The following is a 16,917-nucleotide window of genomic DNA, read 5'->3' as shown; positions in this document are numbered from 1 at the left end:
CTATCCGTGCAGCCGGCTGTGCCGCGGCACGCTGGCGAGCAGGAATTCCATCTGGTCCGCCAGGATGCGGCGGCCGCGCAGGATCATGTCCTCGTGCAGGCTCGGCACGTAGGGCAGGTACATCAGCGACAGGTGCGCCTCTTCGGGCATCCGGTTGCCCTTGTGGCCGTTGCACGGCCGGCAGGCGGTGATGCAGTTCATCCAGGTGTCGTGCCCGCCGCGCGAGGTGGGCACGATGTGCTCGCGCGTCAGGTCCTCGAACTTGAAGCGGTGGCCGCAATACGCGCAGATGCCGCGGTCGCGGGCGAACAGCTTGGGGTTCGACAACGCGGGCGTCTGGCGCCAGGCCCGGCTGGGCACCGAGCCCTTGACCGCGATGATCGGATGGACCTCGATCCGCGATTGCAGCCCGGTGCGCTGGTAGCCGCCGCGCAGCACGTAGAAGGTGTCTCCCAGCGTCCAGGCGACGCCGTCGCTTGCGTAGATGACAGCTGCTTCCTTGGCCGAAATCCAGGATTGCGGCCGCCCCGACACATCGAGTTGCAGTACTTCCATGAGGCTCCGAGCGTAATCCAGACGGCGCATTCGCTCAACCCCGGTTTCGATAGCCCCGGGCCGCAGCGCCCGTCATGCGCTCGTCACACGGCAAGTGGGTACAAACCCCGCTCGCGGGCCATCAGCCGGGTCAGGCCGAGCAGCGCGCCGATGTTGGGCATCGGAACGGCCAGGCGGGTGCCGATCTCGTGGACCGCGGCGACCAGCGCGTCGATCTCCAGCGGGCGGCCGGCCAGCGCGTCCTGCAGCATCGAGGTCTTGAACGCGCCGAGCTGGCGCGCGATGGCCATCCGTTCCTCGCCCGACTGGGTGATCGCGCAACCGATGCGCGCGCCGATCTCCCGCGCTTCCTCCATGGTGCCGAGCATGAACGCCAGCACCAGCGGGTCGTCGATGATGCGGTGGCTCTCGGCCCCGGTCAGCGCCGAGACCGGGTTCATCGTCATGTTGCCCCACAACTTGTACCAGACCTCGCGGCGGATGTCGGGGCTGGCCTCGGCGGTGAAGCCAGCGGACGCCAGCGCGGCGCGCACGGCCTCGGCGCGCCCGGACACGCCGCCGCCCGGCTCACCGACGATCAGCCGGTCGCCGAAGCCGTGCCGCACCAGGCCCGGTTCCGGGCTCGCGCAGGTCAGGTGCACGACGCAGCCGAGCACGCGCTCGGTCGTCAGCGCCTCGGCGATCCGGCCGTCGGGGTCGATGCTGGCCAGGCGCCGGTCGCCCAGCGGGGCGTCGGCTGGCGCCGCATCGAGAAACCACCACGGCACGCCGTTCATCGCCGGCATCACGACCGTCTGAGGACCGAGCAGGGGGCGCAGCGAGTGGGCGGCGGCGGCCAGCGCCGGGCCTTTCAGCGCGATGACGACCAGGTCCTGTTCGCCGAGCGCGGCCGCGTCGTCGCTCACCGCGATCCGCGTCGCGGTCTGCGCGCCGCCCATCGCCAGGCGCAGGCCCTGCTGGCGGACCGCCGCGAGCGTGGCGCCGCGCGCCAGCCCGGACACGTCGTGGCCTGCCGCCGCCAGCCTGGCCGCCATCAGGCCGCCGACGGCCCCCAACCCCACCACTGCGATCTTCATCGGTGACTCCGCTGCTTGATTGCGGCCGATGGTAGCGAGGCCCTCGCGACGGCACGAAGCGCGGGTAAACCCTTGACAAGACAGCGGCGCGAGCGCTGTTCTAGGCGCCGTTGCCTAGAAATACCCGCCGATTCCGTGCGGGACCGGCTTCCGGGTCATCCAATCGTCTGCAAAATAGCACGATCGTTCGTTTTAATGTCCCGCCACCGCGGGCCCCCACCGTGACCGCCATCCCGACCACCCTGAACGAACCAGCCCGTGACGCGGCTGCGTCCGCCACGGGACCGCACCGGCCGCTGCTGAAGGGCCGCCAGACCCGCTCGACGATCCTCGACGCCGCGCTCGCGCTGGCCTCGCAGATGGGGCTCGAAGGGCTGTCGATCGGTGCGCTGGCCGAGGTCACGCAGATGAGCAAGTCCGGCGTGTTCGCCCACTTCGGCTCGCGCGAGGAACTGCAGATCTCGGTGGTGCGCGAGTACCACGCCAAGTTCGAGGCCGAGATCTTCGAGCCCGCAATCACCGCACCGCGCGGCCTGCCGCGGCTGCGCGCGATGTACGACCGCTGGTTCAAGCGCGTCTCGGTCGAGATCGACGCCGGCTGCATCTACATCAGCGGCGCGGTCGAGTTCGACGACCGCCCGGGCCCCGTGCGCGACGCGCTCGTCGGCATGGTGCAGACCTGGCACGCCGCCCTCGAGCGCGCGATCCGCATCTCGATCGAGGAAGGCCACCTGCGCGCCGACACCGACCCGCAGCAGATGCTGTTCGAGATCCACGGCCTGATCCTCGCGCTGCACCACGACGCGCGCTTCCTGCGCCGCCCGGGTGCCGATGCGCGCGCGCGGGCCGGCTTCGAGAACGTCCTGTCCCACTACCTCGCCGCGCCGGGCGCGACACCGCCGGCGGCCGCGCCGGCCGTGCGTCGCCGGCGCGCCTCCGCATCCCCTTGATTTCACTCTCCAGGAGTTTCCATGCCCCAGTACACGCCGCCCCTGCGCGACATGCAGTTCGTGATGCACGAGCTGCTCCACGTCGTCGATGAACTGAAGCAGCTGCCGGCGCATGCCGACATCGACGTCGACACCATCAACGCGGTGATCGAGGAGGGCGGCAAGTTCGCCGCCAACGTGCTCGCGCCGATCAACCAGCGCGGCGACGAACAGGGCTGCGTGCTCGACAAGACCACCCACGAGGTCCAGGCGCCGGACGGCTTCAAGGCCGCCTACGCCCAATACGTCGAGGGCGGCTGGCCGTCGCTGAGCTGCGACCCGGCGTTCGGCGGCCAGGGCCTGCCGCACCTGGTCAACCAGTGCATGTACGAGATGATGAACTCGGCCAACCAGGCCTGGACGATGTACCCGGGCCTCTCGCACGGCGCCTACGAGGCGCTGCACGCGCACGGCTCGGATGCGCAGAAGGCGACCTACCTGCCCAAGCTCACGAGCGGCGAGTGGACCGGCACGATGTGCCTGACCGAATCGCACTGCGGCACCGACCTGGGCCTGCTGCGCACCAAGGCCGAGCCGCAGCCGGACGGGACGTACAAGCTCACCGGCAACAAGATCTTCATCTCGGCCGGCGAGCACGATCTGGCCGCCAACATCGTCCACCTGGTGCTCGCGCGCCTGCCGGATGCGCCGGCTGGCTCGAAGGGCATCTCGCTGTTCGTCGTGCCGAAGTTCAAGGTCAACGCCGACGGCACGCTCGGCGAGCGCAACACGATCTACTGCGGCGGCCTCGAGCACAAGATGGGCATCCACGGCAACGCGACCGCGCAGATCAACCTCGACGGCGCGGTCGGCACGCTGGTCGGCGAACCGAACAAGGGCCTGGCGGCGATGTTCGTGATGATGAACGCGGCGCGCCTGGGCGTGGGCATGCAGTCGCTCGGCCTGACCGAGGTGGCCTACCAGAACGCGGTGGCCTACGCGAAGGACCGCATCCAGATGCGTTCGCTGTCCGGCGTCAAGAACCCCGACAGGCCGGCCGACACGATCATCGTCCACCCCGACGTGCGCAAGATGCTGCTGACCGCGCGCGCCTACGCCGAGGGCGCCCGCGCGCTGGCGATGTGGACGACGCTGCAGCTCGACAAGGAACTCGCCAGCGACGACGAACAGGTGCGCGCCGACTGTGCCGACCTGGTCGCGCTGGTCACGCCGATCGTCAAGGCCTTCTTCACCGACAACGCCTGGATCGCCACCTCGCACTGCATGCAGGTGTTCGGCGGCCACGGCTACATCCGCGAATGGGGCATGGAGCAGTTCGTGCGCGACTCGCGCATCAACATGATCTACGAGGGCACCAACACGATCCAGTCGCTCGACCTGCTGGGGCGCAAGGTGCTGGGCGACAACGGCGCGAAGCTGAAGAAGTTCGGCAAGCTGGTGGCGCGGTTCGTCGAGGACGAAGGCACCGACGAGGCGATGCAGGAGTTCGTCAACCCGCTCGCGGACCTGGGCGACAAGGTGACCAAGCTGACGACCGAGATCGGCATGAAGGCGTTCAAGAACCCGGATGAGGTCGGTGCCGCCGCGGTCGACTACCTGCGCGTCTGCGGCCACCTGGTGTTCGCGTACTTCTGGGCGCGGATGGCCAAGGTCGCGCTCGCCAAGGTGGACGGCGGCGATCCGTTCTACAAGGCCAAGCTGATCACTGCGCGCTTTTACTTCGCCAAGCTCTTGCCGGAAACCGCCATGCTGATCCGCACCGCGCGCGCCGGCTCGGCGCCGCTGATGGAGATGGACGAAGCGCTGTTCTGATCGTCCGCATCGATTTTTCCCGGGAGACAACAACCATGATCCGCCACACCAAGACCCTCGTCGCCGCGCTCAGCCTCGGCCTGCTGTCCGCCATCGCCCACGCGCAGGCCACGCCGGCCGGGCTGTGGAAGTCAGTCGACGACGAGACCAAGAAGGAGAAGTCGCTGATCCGCATCACCGAGGCGGGCGGCGTGTTCACCGGCAAGCTCGAGAAGCTGCTCGACCCGGCGACCAAGCCCGATGCGGTCTGCGACAAGTGCACCGACGACCGCAAGGACAAGCCGCTGGTCGGCATGACGATCATCAAGGGCGTCAAGCACAGCGAATCCGACAAGGAGCGCTGGGACGGCGGCGAGATCATGGACCCCAACAACGGCAAGACCTACAAGGTCCGCCTGACCCCCGGCGACGACGGCAAGACGCTGGCCGTGCGCGGCTACATCGGCGCGCCGATGCTCGGCCGCACGCAGACGTGGATCCGCGTCGAGTAATCAATATCCGTATCGAAGAACCGAAGGAACGAAGATGAACCGTTTTCCAGTCCGCAAGGTCGCCGTGCTCGGCGCCGGCGTGATGGGCGCGCAGATCGCGGCCCACCTCGTCAACTGCAAGGTGCCCGTGATCCTGTTCGACCTGCCCGCCAAGGAAGGCCCGAAGAACGGCATCGTCGCGAAGGCCGTCGAGGGCCTGAAGAAGCTCAAGCCGGCGCCGCTCGGCGTCACCGAAGACGCCGCGCTGATCGAGCAGGCCAATTACGAGGATCACCTCGACAAGCTCAAGGACTGCGACCTGATCATCGAGGCCATCGCCGAGCGGATGGACTGGAAGCTCGACCTGTACGAGCGCATCGCGCCCGCCATCGCGCCGCACGCGATCGTCGCGAGCAACACGTCCGGCCTGTCGATCACCAAGCTCTCCGAAGTGCTGCCCGAGGAGATCAAGCCGCGCTTCTGCGGAATCCACTTCTTCAATCCGCCGCGCTACATGGCGCTGGTGGAGCTGATCAACACGCCGACCACCAACCCCGAGATCCTCGGCCAGCTCGAGGCCTTCGTCACCACCGCGCTCGGCAAGAGCGTGGTGCGCGCAAAGGACACGCCGAACTTCGTCGCCAACCGCGTCGGCATCGCCGGCATGCTGGCGACGATGAAGGAGGCCGAGACCTTCGGCCTGACTTACGACGTGGTCGACGACCTGACCGGCAAGAAGCTCGGCCGCGCGTCGAGCGGCACCTTCCGCACTGCGGACGTGGTTGGCCTCGACACGATGTCGCACGTCATCAAGACACTGCAGGACAACCTGCAGTCCGACCCGTTCTTCGCCAGCTACGCGACGCCGCCGGTGCTCGCCAAGCTGATCGAGCAGGGTGCGCTGGGACAGAAGACCGGCGCCGGCTTCTACAAGAAGGTCGGCAAGGACATCCTGCGGCTCGACCCGGCCAGCGGCGAGTACGTCGCCGGCGGCGGCAAGGCCGACGAGATCGTCGCGCGCATCCTGAAGAAGCCGCCGGCCGAGCGCCTGAAGCTGCTGCGCGAATCGAAGAATCCGCAGGCGCAGTTCCTGTGGGCGATCCTGCGTGACAGCTTCCACTACGCCGCGGTCCATCTCGCCGACGTCGCCGAGAGTGCGCGCGACATCGACTTCGCGATGCGCTGGGGCTTCGGCGTGCAGCAGGGTCCGTTCGAGCTGTGGCAGGCGGCCGGCTGGACGACCGTGGCGAAATGGGTCAAGGAAGACATCGATGCCGGCAAGGCGTTGAGCACCGCACCGCTGCCGGCCTGGGTGTTCGACGGCCCGGTGGCTGCCAACAACGGCGTGCACCACGCCGAAGGCTCGTGGAGCGCCGCGCATGCGCGCTGGGTCGCGCCGAGCACGCTGCCGGTGTACCAGCGCCAGGCCTTCCGCGAGACGGTGTTCGGCGCCGGTGCCGTGGCGCCGCTGGCCTCGGGCACGGAGCTGTTCAAGAACGACGAGATGCGCGTCTGGACGCTCGACGGCGAGGTGCTGATCGCCAGCATCACCGCCAAGCTGCACCTGATCGGTCAGGGCGTGATCGAGGGTTTCGACAAGGCCGTCGAGCTCGCCGAGCGCCAGTACAAGGGGCTCGTGATCTGGTCGCCCGACGACGTGTTCTCGGCCGGCGCGAACCTCGAGCAGATGATGCCGGTGTTCATGAAGAGCGGCGGCAAGGGCATCGCGCCGGAGCTGAAGAAGATGCAGGACGCGATGCTGCGCCTGCGCTATGCGAGCGTGCCGGTGGTGGCGGCGATGCGCGGCATCGCGCTGGGCGGCGGTTGCGAGATCGCGCTGCATTGCGCGCGGCGCGTCGCGGCAATGGAAAGCTACGTGGGCCTGGTCGAGGTGGGCGTCGGGCTGATCCCCGGCGGCGGCGGGCTGACCTACATCGCGCGCCGCGCAGCCGAGATGGCCAGCGCCGGCAACGCGAACGCCGACATCTTCAAGTTCGTCAGCGACGGCTTCACGAACGCCGCGATGGCCAAGGTCGGCACCAGCGCGATCGAAGCGCGCAAGCTCGGCTACCTGCTGTGGAGCGACGTGGTCGTGCCGAACAAGGACGAACTGCTCCACGTCGCGACGCAACAGGCGAAGGCGATGTACGAGAGCGGCTACCGCGCGCCGGCGAAGGCGCTGTTTCCGGTCGCCGGCCGCAACGCGATCGCGACGATCAAGGCCCAGCTCGCGAACATGCGCGACGGCGGCTTCATCAGCGCGCACGACTTCCACATCTCGGCATTGATCGCCGACGTGGTCTGCGGCGGTGATGTCGACGCGGGGTCGATGGTCAGCGAGGACTACCTGATGGCACTGGAACGCAAGCATTTCTGTGCCTTGCTCGACCACCCGAAATCGCAGGAACGGATCATGGGCATGCTGCAGACCGGCAAGCCGGTGCGCAACTGAACGCGAAGGACAAGAACATGAGCAAGCAAGTTCAAGAGGCGTACATCGTCGCCGCCACCCGCACGCCGATCGGCCGCTCGAGTCGGGGCTACTTCCGCAACACCCGTCCGGACGACCTGCTGGTCGCGGCGATCCGCAGCGCGATGACGCAGGTGCCCACGCTGGACCCGAAGGCGATCGAGGACGCGATCATCGGCTGCTCTTTCCCGGAGGGCGAGCAGGGCATGAACATGGCCCGCGTCGCGGTCGCGCTGGCGTTCTCGAACCCGGTCGGCGGCGTGACCGTGAACCGCTTCTGCGCATCCGGCATCACCGCGATCCAGATGGCGGCCGACCGCATCCGCGTCGGCGAGGCCGACGTGATGATCGCCGGCGGCGCCGAGTCGATGAGCCTGGTGCCGATGGGCGGCAACAAGCCGTCGTTCAACCCGGCCATCTTCGAGAAGGACGAGAACATCGGCATCGCCTACGGCATGGGCATCACCGCCGAGAAGGTCGCCGCGCAGTGGAAGGTCAGCCGCGAGGCGCAGGACGCGTTCGCGCTCGAATCGCACCAGCGGGCGATGAAGGCGCAGGCGGCCGGCGAGTTCGCCGACGAGATGACGCCGATCGACGTGGTCGACCGCTTCCCGAATCTGCTCACCGGCGAGCAGGGCACCAAGACCCGCACCGTCAAGCTCGACGAAGGCCCGCGTCCCGACACCTCGCTCGAGGGCCTCGCCAAGCTGCGCCCGGTGTTCGCCGCGAAGGGCAGCGTCACCGCCGGCAACAGTTCGCAGACCAGCGACGGCGCCGGCGCGCTGATCCTGGCGAGCGAGAAGGCGATCAAACAGCACGGCCTGACGCCGCTGGCGAAGTTCGTCAGCTTCGCCGCGCGCGGCGTGCCGCCGGAGATCATGGGCATCGGTCCGATCGAGGCGATCCCGGCCGCGCTGCGCTATGCGAACCTGCAGCTGTCGGACATCGACTGGATCGAGCTGAACGAGGCCTTCGCCGCGCAGTCGCTCGCGGTGATCAACAGCGTCGGCCTGGACCCGGCCAAGGTCAACCCGATGGGCGGCGCCATCGCGCTGGGCCACCCGCTCGGCGCGACCGGTGCGATCCGCGCCGCGACCGTGATCCACGCGCTGCGCCGCCACCACCTGAAGTACGGGATGGTGACGATGTGCGTCGGCACCGGGCAGGGCGCGGCGGGCATCTTCGAGCGCGTCTGATCGCGATGGACGCCGAGCGGCGCAGCGCGGTCCGGAAGGTCGGCCTCGTCGTCGGGGTCGGCGCGCTCGCTGCGCCGGTGCTGGTCAGCACGGTGCGGCCGGCGCCGCTCGCCGCGGAGCGCTTCGCCTCGATCGATGCGGCCGTGCAGACGCTCGCGCAGCTGAAGACCGCGGCGCCGCGCCTGACCGGCGCCTGGGACCTGGCCCAGGTGCTGCACCATGCGGCGCAAAGCATCGAGTATTCGATGAGCGGCTTCCCGGCGCTGAAGCCGGCGTGGTTTCGCGCCACGGTGGGCTCCTACGCGTTCGCGCTGTTCAATGCGCGGGGCGCGATGTCGCACGACCTGGCCGATCCGATCCCCGGCGCACCCGCGATCGCGCAGGGCCAGCCGCTCGCGCCGGCGATCGAGCGCGCGAGCGCCGCGCTGCGCGCGTTCGACGCGTACGCCGGCGCGCTGCAGCCGCACTTCGCCTACGGCACATTCGACAAATCCGACTACGCGCGGGCGCACCTGATGCACCTCGCGAACCACTGGACCGAAGCCGCTACCGCGGCTTGAACAACGTCACTGAAGGAGACCGCCGCATGAGCATCAAGACCGCCACGTTGAACGGCGTCGCGACCATCGAGATCGCGCGCCCCGAGAAGAAGAACGCGATCACCGGCGCGATGTACCACGCGATGGGCGCTGCGCTCGACGCCGCCAAGGCCGATCCGGCCGTACGCGCCGTGCTGATCACGGGCCAGCCGGGCATCTTCACCTCCGGCAACGACATCGACGACTTCATGAAGCGCCCGCCCGGCGAACCGCCGGCCTACGTGTTCATGCGCGCGCTGATGGGCTGCGACAAGCCGGTGATCGCCGCGGTGACCGGCGCGGCGATCGGCATCGGCACGACGTTGCTGCTGCACTGCGACTTCGTCTACGTGTCCGACGAGGCGCGGCTGGCGATGCCGTTCGTCAGCCTCGGCCTGGTGCCCGAGTTCGCGTCCAGCCTGATCGTGCCGCAGCTGATGGGCAACGTGCGCGCGGCCGAGAAGCTGTTGCTCGGCGACCCCTTCACGGGCGCCGACGCGGTCGAGTGCGGCATCGCCAACGCGGTGCTGCCGGCGAACGAGGTCGTGAACCACGCACGCCGCATCGCCGAGCGTTTCAACGCGCTGCCGCCGGGTGCGGTGCGCGACAGCAAGACGCTGATGCGCCGCGCCCGCGCCGCGCTTGCTGCCGAGACCATCGCGGTCGAGGGCGAGGTGTTCGGCGCGCGGCTGCGCAGCCCCGAGGCGCAGGAGGCGTTCAGCGCCTTCTTCCAGAAGCGCAAGCCGGACTTTTCGAAGTTCTAGCCCGATGTCCCTCGCGCTGAAGCTCGTGCTGTCCCCGGTGCTGATCGCGCAGGCGATGGGCACGCGGCGGCGCGCACCGGCCTTGCCGGAGGCGGCCGGGCCGCGCGAGGGGCAGCTCGGCAGCGGCGCCGGTGCCTTGCGGGTGCTGATCGCCGGCGATTCGTCGGCAGCGGGCGTCGGCGTGGCGACTCAGGACCTCGCGTTCGCCGGCCACTTCACGCGCACGCTGCACCGCCGCAGCGGCCGCGCGGTGCGCTGGCGGCTGCGCGCGAAGTCGGGCCTGACGACATTGGAGGTCCTGGCGCTGCTGCGGGACGATCCCCCGCCGGTGGCCGATGTCGCGGTCGTGCTGACCGGCGTCAACGACGTGATCGACCTGGTCCCGCCGAAGCGCGCGGTGCAGCACCGTGCCGCGCTGGCCGACTGGCTGCTCGGCGAGGGCCGCGCGCGCTACGTGCTGTTCGCACCGCTGCCGCCGATCAACCAGTTCCCGCTGCTGCCGCAGCCGCTGCGCGGCGTGATGGGCGCCGACGCGCGGCTGCACGACGCCGCGATGGCCGCCTGGGCGGCGAGCAAGCCGAACGTGTTCCACACGCCGATCGCATTGCAACTCGCGCCCGGCGCGATGTCCAGCGACGGCTTCCACCCCGGCGAGCCGGTGTACCGCGCCTGCGGCGAGGCGCTCGCGCGCTTCGTCGTCGACCGAATCCTTCCGATGGAGACCGCCAAATCATGACCCGCACGCTCAAGGACAAGACCCTGTTCATCACCGGCGCGTCGCGCGGCATCGGCCTGGCGATCGCCAAGCGCGCCGCCGCCGATGGCGCCAACATCGTGATCGCCGCGAAGACGGCCGAGGCCAACCCCAAGCTGCCCGGCACGATCCACTCGGCCGCGGCCGAGATCGAGGCCGCCGGCGGGCACGCGCTCGCGCTGCAGACCGACATCCGCGACGAAGCCAGCGTGCTCGCCGCGGTCGAGCAGGCGGTCGCGCGCTTCGGCGGCATCGACATCCTGGTCAACAACGCCAGCGCGATCAGCCTGACACCGACCACCGCGACGCCGATGAAGCGCTTCGACCTGATGTTCGGCGTCAACGTGCGCGGCACCTACCTGTGCACGCAGAGTTGCCTGGCCGAACTGATCAAGAGCGCGCGGGCCGGGCGCAATCCGCACGTGCTGAACATGTCGCCGCCGCTGTCGATGCGCGAGCACTGGTTCAGCCCGCACGTGGCCTACACGATGGCCAAGTACGGGATGAGCGAGTGCACGCTCGGCCACGCCGGCGAGTTCCGGCCGCACGGCATCGCGGTCAACAGCCTGTGGCCGCGCACCGCGATCGCGACCGCGGCGCTGCAGATGATCCCCGGCGTCGACCTGTCGCGCTGCCGCAAGCCCGAGATCCTGTCGGACGCCGCGTACCTGATCCTGACCAGCGATGCGGCCACCACGACCGGCAACTTCTTCATCGACGACACGCTGCTCGCCCGGCACGGCATCACCGACCTCGACCGCTACAGCGTGACGCCGGGCACGACGGATTTCGTGCCCGATTTCTTCGTCGACTGAGCGCCGGGCGTCACCGATCGCGCGGCGTTGGCTGACAGACAGCCCCGGTGGAGGCTGCTACGGTCGATGGGTGACTGCCAACACCGATCCTTCCGCCGGCGCGCCGCCGCCCTTGTCTGGTGCGACCGCGTTGTTCCTCGATTTCGACGGCACGCTGGCGCCCATCGCCGCACGTCCACAGGACGTGCAGGTGCCCGATTGGGTGCGTCCCACGCTGCGGGCGCTCGATGGGCGCCTCGACGGCGCGCTGGCGATCGTCAGCGGCCGCCCGATCGCCCAGCTCGATGACTTCCTCGCGCCGCTGCGGCTGATCGCCGCGGGCGCGCACGGCGCGGAGTGGCGCGATGTGCAGGGCACCGTGCATCAGGTGACCGCCACGCCGCCCGAGAAGGTGGTGCGGCAGGCCCATGACCTCGCGGCGCGCCACGCCGGGCTCATTCTCGAGCCCAAGCCGAGCGGCCTGTCGTTGCACTACCGCGCCCGTCCAGAACTCGAGGCGGAATGCCGAGACACGCTGTTTGCCGCGCTGGCCGCTAGCCCGGGAGCCGACACCGAATGGGAGTGGCTGCACGGCCAGTTCGTCTACGAGCTGAAGCAGCGCGCGGTGTCCAAGGGCAGCGCCGTGCAACTGCTGCTGCGCCAGACGCTGTTCGCCGGCCGCCAGCCGGTCTTCGTTGGCGACGACCGGACCGACGAGGACGGCATCGCCGCGGTCCAGGCCGCGGGCGGCTATGGCGTGCGCGTGGGCGGCGGTGTCACCCGGGCGCGCTACCGGCTCGCCGATCCCGCCTCGGTCGGCGCGTGGCTGGGCGGCGTGGTGGATCACGCGCCGCAGCGCGTCGATGCCCCCAAGGAGGACGGTGCCGCATGATTCCCAACGAAGCGAACCTCGACCTCGGCATGATCGGCAACTGCACGAGCAGCGGCGCCGTGCAGGCCCTCCACGACCACCGTCTGCTGCGGCGCGGGACCTTTGACCTGACCGATCGCGCGGCCTTCTGGCACGAGCGCGCGGCGCTGATCCGCGCCAAGCGGCCGAGGTCGGCATGATCGGTCCGACGGACCCGCGCTTCGTCAAGACCGTCGACGCGCTGGAGGGCGTGCCGTGCGACGATCCCTGCATGCGCCGCGACGAGGCGCCGGACGAGTTCGGGCTGCCCGGGACCTCGTTCAACATCTGCGCGTTCTGGCGCATTCAAGCCTACTCAATGGTCGGGATCATCAACGCCGCGATGCGCCTGCCTGCGCCGTGGGACTCGAGGATCTGATGGGCCGTCTTGTCGTCGTCTCCAACCGCATCGGGGACCCGCGCAAGGCGGCCGCGGGCGGGCTGGCCGTTGCAATCGGCGACGCGCTGTCGCAGAGCGGGGGCCTGTGGTTCGGCTGGAGCGGCAAGATCAACGAGAGCGGGACGCCGGGCGAGGGCGAGTTGCACATGCAGCGTTCGGGCTCGGTGCAGCTGGTCACGCTCGACTTGTCGCAGGCCGATCACGACGCGTACTACACCGGCTACTCGAACCAGGCGCTGTGGCCCGCCTTCCACTACCGGCTCGACCTGGCGGATTTCGGCGCCGGCTTCTTCGCCGGCTACCAGCGCGTCAACCGGTTGTTCGCGCGCAAGCTGGCGGCGCTGCTGCAGCCCGACGACGTGGTCTGGGTGCACGACTACCACCTGATCCCGCTGGCCGCGGAGCTGCGTGCGCTGGGCTGCCGCCAGCGCATCGGCTTCTTCCTGCACATCCCGCTGCCGCCGCCGCCGATCCTCGCGGCGATCCCGGGACACGAATGGCTGATGCGCTCGTTCTTCGCCTACGACCTGGTCGGGCTGCAGACCCGCAGCGACGCCGACCACTTCGCCCGCTTCGTCGTCGAGGAGGCGAACGCGACTGCGCTCGGCAACGACGAATTCGAGGCGTTCGGGCAGCGGATCGTCGCGCGCGCATTCCCGATCGGCATCGACGTCGACGAATTCCAGCGCCTGGCCCACAGCGCCGAGTCGCGCGAGACCGAGGCCATGCTGCGCGACCAGTACAGCAAGCGCCGGCTGCTGGTCGGCGTCGACCGGCTCGATTATTCGAAGGGCCTGCCGCGGCGCTTTCGCGCGTTCCGCGAACTGCTGGCCAGCTACCCCGAGAACCGCAACAGCGCGACGCTGATCCAGATCGCCTCGCCGACGCGCGAGACGGTGGACGCCTACGACGACCTGCGTCGCGACCTCGAAGGCCTGGCCGGCGAGATCAATGGCGACTATGGCGAGCTCGACTGGATGCCGATCCGCTACCTGCACCGCACCTGGGCACGGCGCCGGCTGCCGGCGCTGTACCGTTGCGCGCGCGTTGCGCTGGTCACGCCGCTGCGCGACGGCATGAACCTGGTCGCGAAGGAGTACGTCGCGATGCAGACGCCGGAGGATCCCGGCGTGCTGGTGCTGTCACGCTTCGCCGGCGCCGCCGAGCAGATGCGTGAGGCGCTGCTGGTCAACCCGTACGACATCCCGGCCGCCGCGCAGACGATCCAGCGCGCGCTGCAGATGCCGCTGGCGGAGCGGCGCGAGCGCCACGCGGCGCTGCTGCAGCGCATCCGCACGAACGACGTGCATTGGTGGCGCAAGGAGTTCCTAGACGCCCTGTCGGCGATCGAGCCGCGGGTGCGCGAGGCCGGCTGACGCGCCGGCGATCGGCTCAGGTGGGCCGGTTCAGGCGGTCGGAATCAGGCGCGGCTTGCCGTCCTTGTCGATCGCCACGTAGGTCAGGTTCGCCTCGGTCACCTTGACGACCTGCAGGTTGGCCGGGTTGCGCTCGGCGTAGACCTCGACGTTGACGGTGACCGAGGTCTTGCCGATGCGCTCGACCTTGGCATAGAAGCTCAGCAGGTCGCTGATCGACACGGGCTGCTTGAAGATGAACTCGTTGACCGCGACCGTGACGATCCGGCCCTTCGCGATCCGCGCCGGCAGCACCGCGCCGGCGATGTCCACCTGCGCCATGATCCAGCCGCCGAAGATGTCGCCGTTGCCGTTCGCGTCCGCCGGCATCGGCATCACGCGCAGCACCAGCTGGCGGTCGTCGGGCAGGCGCAGCGGGGCGAGCGAATCGGGCATCGGGTTCTCGACTTGAATCTCGGCCATCGGGGCGCACCTGCGGGTTGTCGTTGTCCGGCGGATTCTTCCACCTTTGCCGGCGCGTCATGCGAAGATGCCGCCGCTTCATTTCGACAACACCACCGGGAGAGTGACTCATGACCGACCTGACGACCTCTGGAACGACCGACGAGCGCCTGCGCTCCAACAAGACGCTGACCTGGATCATCTACGGCCTGTACGCCGCCAGCTTCATCGTCGGCTTCACCTCGATCGCCGCGATCATCATGAACTACGTCAAGCGTGGCGACGTGGCCGGCACCTACCTCGAGTCCCACTTCACCTGGCAGATCCGCACCTTCTGGATCAGCCTGATCGCCGCGTTCGTCGGGCTGCTGCTGATGATCGTGCTGATCGGCTGGATCGTGCTGATCGCCGACATGGTCTGGGTGATCTACCGCCTGGTGATCGGCGCGATCCGGCTGAACGAGAACAAGCCGGTCGTCGAGGGCAAGTACGGCCTCGAGGCCTGACACTCACTCGATGCGCAGTCATTCCCTTCCGCTCCCGCCCGCCCCTCCGGCGGGCCCGAACGCCGCCCCCCGCTCCGACCTGGCCACGCTGCGCAAGCTGCTGCCCTACCTGTGGCAGTGGCGCTGGCGCGTGCTCATCGCGCTCGCCTTCCTGGTGGCCGCCAAGCTCGCCAACATCGGCGTGCCGCTGGTGCTCAAGCAGCTGGTCGACGCGCTCGACCTGAAGCCCGGCGACCCGCGCACCGCGCTGGCGGTGCCGGTCGCGCTGCTAGTGGCGTACGGGCTGCTGCGCCTGTCGATCACCGCGTTCACCGAGCTGCGCGAATACCTGTTCTATCCGGTGGCGGCGCGGATCGCGCGGCGGGTGTCGCTGGAGGCGTTCGAGCACCTGCTGGCGCTGAGCCTGCGTTTCCACCTCGAGCGCCAGACCGGCGGGGTCTCGCGCGACATGGAGCGCGGCTCGCGCTCGATCCAGTCGCTGCTGAACTACACGATCTACAACATCCTGCCGACGCTGGTCGAGATCACGCTGGTGATCACGTTGCTGTCGGCCAAGTTCGACGGCTGGTTCGCGGCGATCGCGTTCGGTGCGCTGGCGGTCTACATCACCTTCACAATCACCGTGACCGAGTGGCGCACCCACTTCCGGCGCGCGATGAACGAACAGGACAGCAAGGCCAACACCCGCGCGGTCGACGCGCTGATCAACTACGAGACGGTCAAGTACTTCTCGAACGAGAAGTTCGAACAGGGCCGCTACGACGAGAACCTGCAGCGGCTCGAGAAGGTCTCGATCAAGTCGCAGACCTCGCTGTCGGTGCTCAACGTCGGCCAGAGCCTGATCATCGCAACCGCGGTCACGCTGCTGGTGTGGCGCGCGACGCTCGGCGTGGTCGCCGGCACGCTGAGCCTGGGCGACCTGGTGCTGGTCAACGCGCTGATGATCCAGCTGTACATCCCGCTGAACTTCCTGGGCGTGATCTACCGCGAGATCAAGCAGTCGATGATCGACATGGAGAAGATGTTCGCACTGCTCGGCCAGAACCGCGAGATCGCCGACGCGCCCGACGCGCAGCCCCTGATCAACCGGGGTGGCGCGGTGCGCTTCGACGATGTGCGCTTCGGCTACGACGCCGACCGCGAGATCCTGCACGGCGTGAGCTTCGAGATTCCGGCCGGCAAGACGGTCGCGGTCGTCGGGCCGTCGGGTTCGGGCAAGAGCACGCTGGCGCGGCTGATGTTCCGCTTCTACGACGTGAACGCCGGCGCGATCTCGATCGACGGGCAGGACATCCGCCACGTCACGCAGCAAAGCCTGCGCCAGGCGATCGGCATCGTGCCGCAGGACACGGTGCTGTTCAACGACACGGTCGAATACAACATCGCCTATGGCCGCACCGGCGCCTCGCGCGAGGAAGTCGAGGGCGCGGCGAGGGCCGCGCACATCCACCAGTTCATCGCCTCGACGCCGAAGGGCTACGACACGATGGTCGGCGAGCGCGGGCTGAAGCTCTCCGGCGGCGAGAAGCAGCGCGTCGCGATCGCGCGCACGCTGCTGAAGAACCCGCCGGTGCTGATCTTCGACGAGGCGACCTCGGCACTCGACTCGGCCAACGAGCGCGCGATCCAGGAAGAACTGCGCAGCGCCGCCCGCAACAAGACCGCGCTCGTGATCGCGCACCGGCTGTCGACGGTGGTCGACGCGCACCAGATCCTGGTGATGGAACTGGGCCGCATTCTCGAACGCGGCACGCACGCCGAGCTGCTGGCGCTGAACGGCCGCTATGCCGACATGTGGCGGCTGCAGCAGAGCAGCGAGGCCGACGCCGAAGCCGCCCCGGACCTGACGCTGGCGGCCTGAGCCG

The 16,917-nt window shown here is 69.1% G+C and carries 17 protein-coding genes and 1 pseudogene; 15 read left to right on the top strand and 3 right to left on the bottom strand.

Annotation, left to right across the window (positions count from 1 at the left end):
• Both ACWH49_RS06610 and ACWH49_RS06605 read right to left on the bottom strand, forming a co-directional pair.
• Window positions 1–555 (bottom strand): HNH endonuclease, encoded by a 555-nt coding sequence (locus tag ACWH49_RS06610; RefSeq protein ID WP_056465334.1) that lies wholly within the window; start codon window positions 553–555, stop codon window positions 1–3.
• Between the two features lie 83 nt (window positions 556–638).
• Window positions 639–1,631 carry a 2-dehydropantoate 2-reductase gene (locus ACWH49_RS06605; RefSeq protein WP_448170736.1) on the bottom strand — a complete coding sequence of 331 codons (993 nt, stop codon included), beginning with the start codon at window positions 1,629–1,631 and terminating at the stop codon, window positions 639–641.
• 221 nt (window positions 1,632–1,852) lie between these two features.
• On the opposite strand from ACWH49_RS06605, the gene ACWH49_RS06600 reads away from it, so the two are divergent.
• From ACWH49_RS06600 to otsA, 13 genes and pseudogenes are all read left to right on the top strand, one after another.
• Window positions 1,853–2,581, top strand: coding sequence for a TetR/AcrR family transcriptional regulator (locus ACWH49_RS06600; protein ID WP_448170735.1), 729 nt, complete (start codon window positions 1,853–1,855; stop codon window positions 2,579–2,581).
• Window positions 2,582–2,602: 21 nt separating this feature from the next.
• Window positions 2,603–4,393 carry an acyl-CoA dehydrogenase C-terminal domain-containing protein gene (locus tag ACWH49_RS06595; RefSeq protein WP_448170734.1) on the top strand — a complete coding sequence of 597 codons (1,791 nt, stop codon included), beginning with the start codon at window positions 2,603–2,605 and terminating at the stop codon, window positions 4,391–4,393.
• A 35-nt stretch (window positions 4,394–4,428) separates the two neighbouring features.
• Window positions 4,429–4,884, top strand: a complete 456-nt coding sequence (locus tag ACWH49_RS06590; RefSeq protein ID WP_448170733.1) for a DUF2147 domain-containing protein — start codon at window positions 4,429–4,431, stop codon at window positions 4,882–4,884.
• A gap of 34 nt (window positions 4,885–4,918) precedes the next feature.
• Window positions 4,919–7,315 carry a 3-hydroxyacyl-CoA dehydrogenase/enoyl-CoA hydratase family protein gene (locus tag ACWH49_RS06585; RefSeq protein ID WP_448170732.1) on the top strand — a complete coding sequence of 799 codons (2,397 nt, stop codon included), beginning with the start codon at window positions 4,919–4,921 and terminating at the stop codon, window positions 7,313–7,315.
• A 17-nt stretch (window positions 7,316–7,332) separates the two neighbouring features.
• The gene (locus ACWH49_RS06580; RefSeq protein WP_448170731.1) at window positions 7,333–8,529 is read left to right on the top strand and encodes an acetyl-CoA C-acyltransferase; all 1,197 of its coding nucleotides are present in this window, start codon (window positions 7,333–7,335) and stop codon (window positions 8,527–8,529) included.
• 5 nt (window positions 8,530–8,534) lie between these two features.
• On the top strand, window positions 8,535–9,089 hold the full coding sequence (locus tag ACWH49_RS06575) for a DUF1569 domain-containing protein (protein ID WP_448170730.1): 555 nt from the start codon (window positions 8,535–8,537) through the stop codon (window positions 9,087–9,089).
• Between the two features lie 26 nt (window positions 9,090–9,115).
• On the top strand, window positions 9,116–9,871 hold the full coding sequence (locus ACWH49_RS06570; RefSeq protein WP_448170729.1) for an enoyl-CoA hydratase: 756 nt from the start codon (window positions 9,116–9,118) through the stop codon (window positions 9,869–9,871).
• A 4-nt stretch (window positions 9,872–9,875) separates the two neighbouring features.
• Complete coding sequence (locus ACWH49_RS06565) at window positions 9,876–10,607, top strand: SGNH/GDSL hydrolase family protein (protein ID WP_448170728.1); 732 nt, start codon at window positions 9,876–9,878, stop codon at window positions 10,605–10,607.
• Window positions 10,604–11,440 (top strand): SDR family oxidoreductase, encoded by an 837-nt coding sequence (locus ACWH49_RS06560; RefSeq protein WP_448170727.1) that lies wholly within the window; start codon window positions 10,604–10,606, stop codon window positions 11,438–11,440. Before ACWH49_RS06565 ends, ACWH49_RS06560 begins: the two co-directional genes overlap by 4 nt.
• A 130-nt stretch (window positions 11,441–11,570) precedes the next feature.
• Window positions 11,571–12,311: a trehalose-phosphatase gene (otsB, locus tag ACWH49_RS06555; protein WP_448170726.1), complete on the top strand. Its 741-nt coding sequence runs from the start codon at window positions 11,571–11,573 to the stop codon at window positions 12,309–12,311.
• On the top strand, window positions 12,308–12,490 hold the full coding sequence (locus tag ACWH49_RS06550; protein WP_448170725.1) for a hypothetical protein: 183 nt from the start codon (window positions 12,308–12,310) through the stop codon (window positions 12,488–12,490). The genes otsB and ACWH49_RS06550 overlap by 4 nt, the downstream gene beginning before the upstream one ends.
• Window positions 12,475–12,708: pseudogene (locus ACWH49_RS06545) on the top strand (glycoside hydrolase family 15 protein); the annotation flags it as partial. The gene ACWH49_RS06550 and the pseudogene ACWH49_RS06545, both read left to right, overlap by 16 nt.
• On the top strand, window positions 12,708–14,105 hold the full coding sequence (otsA, locus tag ACWH49_RS06540; RefSeq protein ID WP_448170724.1) for an alpha,alpha-trehalose-phosphate synthase (UDP-forming): 1,398 nt from the start codon (window positions 12,708–12,710) through the stop codon (window positions 14,103–14,105). The pseudogene ACWH49_RS06545 and the gene otsA, both read left to right, overlap by 1 nt.
• A 30-nt stretch (window positions 14,106–14,135) precedes the next feature.
• On the opposite strand, the gene ACWH49_RS06535 is transcribed toward otsA, so the two are convergent.
• Window positions 14,136–14,567 carry an acyl-CoA thioesterase gene (locus tag ACWH49_RS06535; protein ID WP_448170723.1) on the bottom strand — a complete coding sequence of 144 codons (432 nt, stop codon included), beginning with the start codon at window positions 14,565–14,567 and terminating at the stop codon, window positions 14,136–14,138.
• Between the two features lie 110 nt (window positions 14,568–14,677).
• On the opposite strand from ACWH49_RS06535, the gene ACWH49_RS06530 reads away from it, so the two are divergent.
• Window positions 14,678–15,052, top strand: coding sequence for a DUF4870 family protein (locus tag ACWH49_RS06530; protein ID WP_448170722.1), 375 nt, complete (start codon window positions 14,678–14,680; stop codon window positions 15,050–15,052).
• A gap of 10 nt (window positions 15,053–15,062) precedes the next feature.
• Window positions 15,063–16,913 carry an ABCB family ABC transporter ATP-binding protein/permease gene (locus ACWH49_RS06525; protein WP_448170721.1) on the top strand — a complete coding sequence of 617 codons (1,851 nt, stop codon included), beginning with the start codon at window positions 15,063–15,065 and terminating at the stop codon, window positions 16,911–16,913.
• Window positions 16,914–16,917: the final 4 nt, after the last annotated feature.

Source organism: Rhizobacter fulvus, assembly GCF_964020785.1.
Note: the sequence above shows the minus strand (reverse complement) of the source record. Positions and strands in the feature narration are given on the sequence as shown.

What these genes read in the sequence shown, in the direction of transcription:
- ACWH49_RS06595 (WP_448170734.1), top strand. Translation starts at nt 2,603, where the DNA reads ATGCCCCAGTACACGCCGCCCCTGCGCGACATGCAGTTCGTGATGCAC.
- otsA (WP_448170724.1), top strand. Translation starts at nt 12,708, where the DNA reads ATGGGCCGTCTTGTCGTCGTCTCCAACCGCATCGGGGACCCGCGCAAG.
- ACWH49_RS06570 (WP_448170729.1), top strand. Translation starts at nt 9,116, where the DNA reads ATGAGCATCAAGACCGCCACGTTGAACGGCGTCGCGACCATCGAGATC.
- ACWH49_RS06590 (WP_448170733.1), top strand. Translation starts at nt 4,429, where the DNA reads ATGATCCGCCACACCAAGACCCTCGTCGCCGCGCTCAGCCTCGGCCTG.
- ACWH49_RS06530 (WP_448170722.1), top strand. Translation starts at nt 14,678, where the DNA reads ATGACCGACCTGACGACCTCTGGAACGACCGACGAGCGCCTGCGCTCC.
- ACWH49_RS06525 (WP_448170721.1), top strand. Translation starts at nt 15,063, where the DNA reads ATGCGCAGTCATTCCCTTCCGCTCCCGCCCGCCCCTCCGGCGGGCCCG.
- ACWH49_RS06565 (WP_448170728.1), top strand. Translation starts at nt 9,876, where the DNA reads ATGTCCCTCGCGCTGAAGCTCGTGCTGTCCCCGGTGCTGATCGCGCAG.
- ACWH49_RS06535 (WP_448170723.1), bottom strand. Translation starts at nt 14,567, where the DNA reads ATGGCCGAGATTCAAGTCGAGAACCCGATGCCCGATTCGCTCGCCCCG.
- ACWH49_RS06585 (WP_448170732.1), top strand. Translation starts at nt 4,919, where the DNA reads ATGAACCGTTTTCCAGTCCGCAAGGTCGCCGTGCTCGGCGCCGGCGTG.
- ACWH49_RS06575 (WP_448170730.1), top strand. Translation starts at nt 8,535, where the DNA reads ATGGACGCCGAGCGGCGCAGCGCGGTCCGGAAGGTCGGCCTCGTCGTC.
- ACWH49_RS06560 (WP_448170727.1), top strand. Translation starts at nt 10,604, where the DNA reads ATGACCCGCACGCTCAAGGACAAGACCCTGTTCATCACCGGCGCGTCG.
- ACWH49_RS06550 (WP_448170725.1), top strand. Translation starts at nt 12,308, where the DNA reads ATGATTCCCAACGAAGCGAACCTCGACCTCGGCATGATCGGCAACTGC.
- ACWH49_RS06580 (WP_448170731.1), top strand. Translation starts at nt 7,333, where the DNA reads ATGAGCAAGCAAGTTCAAGAGGCGTACATCGTCGCCGCCACCCGCACG.
- ACWH49_RS06605 (WP_448170736.1), bottom strand. Translation starts at nt 1,631, where the DNA reads ATGAAGATCGCAGTGGTGGGGTTGGGGGCCGTCGGCGGCCTGATGGCG.
- ACWH49_RS06610 (WP_056465334.1), bottom strand. Translation starts at nt 555, where the DNA reads ATGGAAGTACTGCAACTCGATGTGTCGGGGCGGCCGCAATCCTGGATT.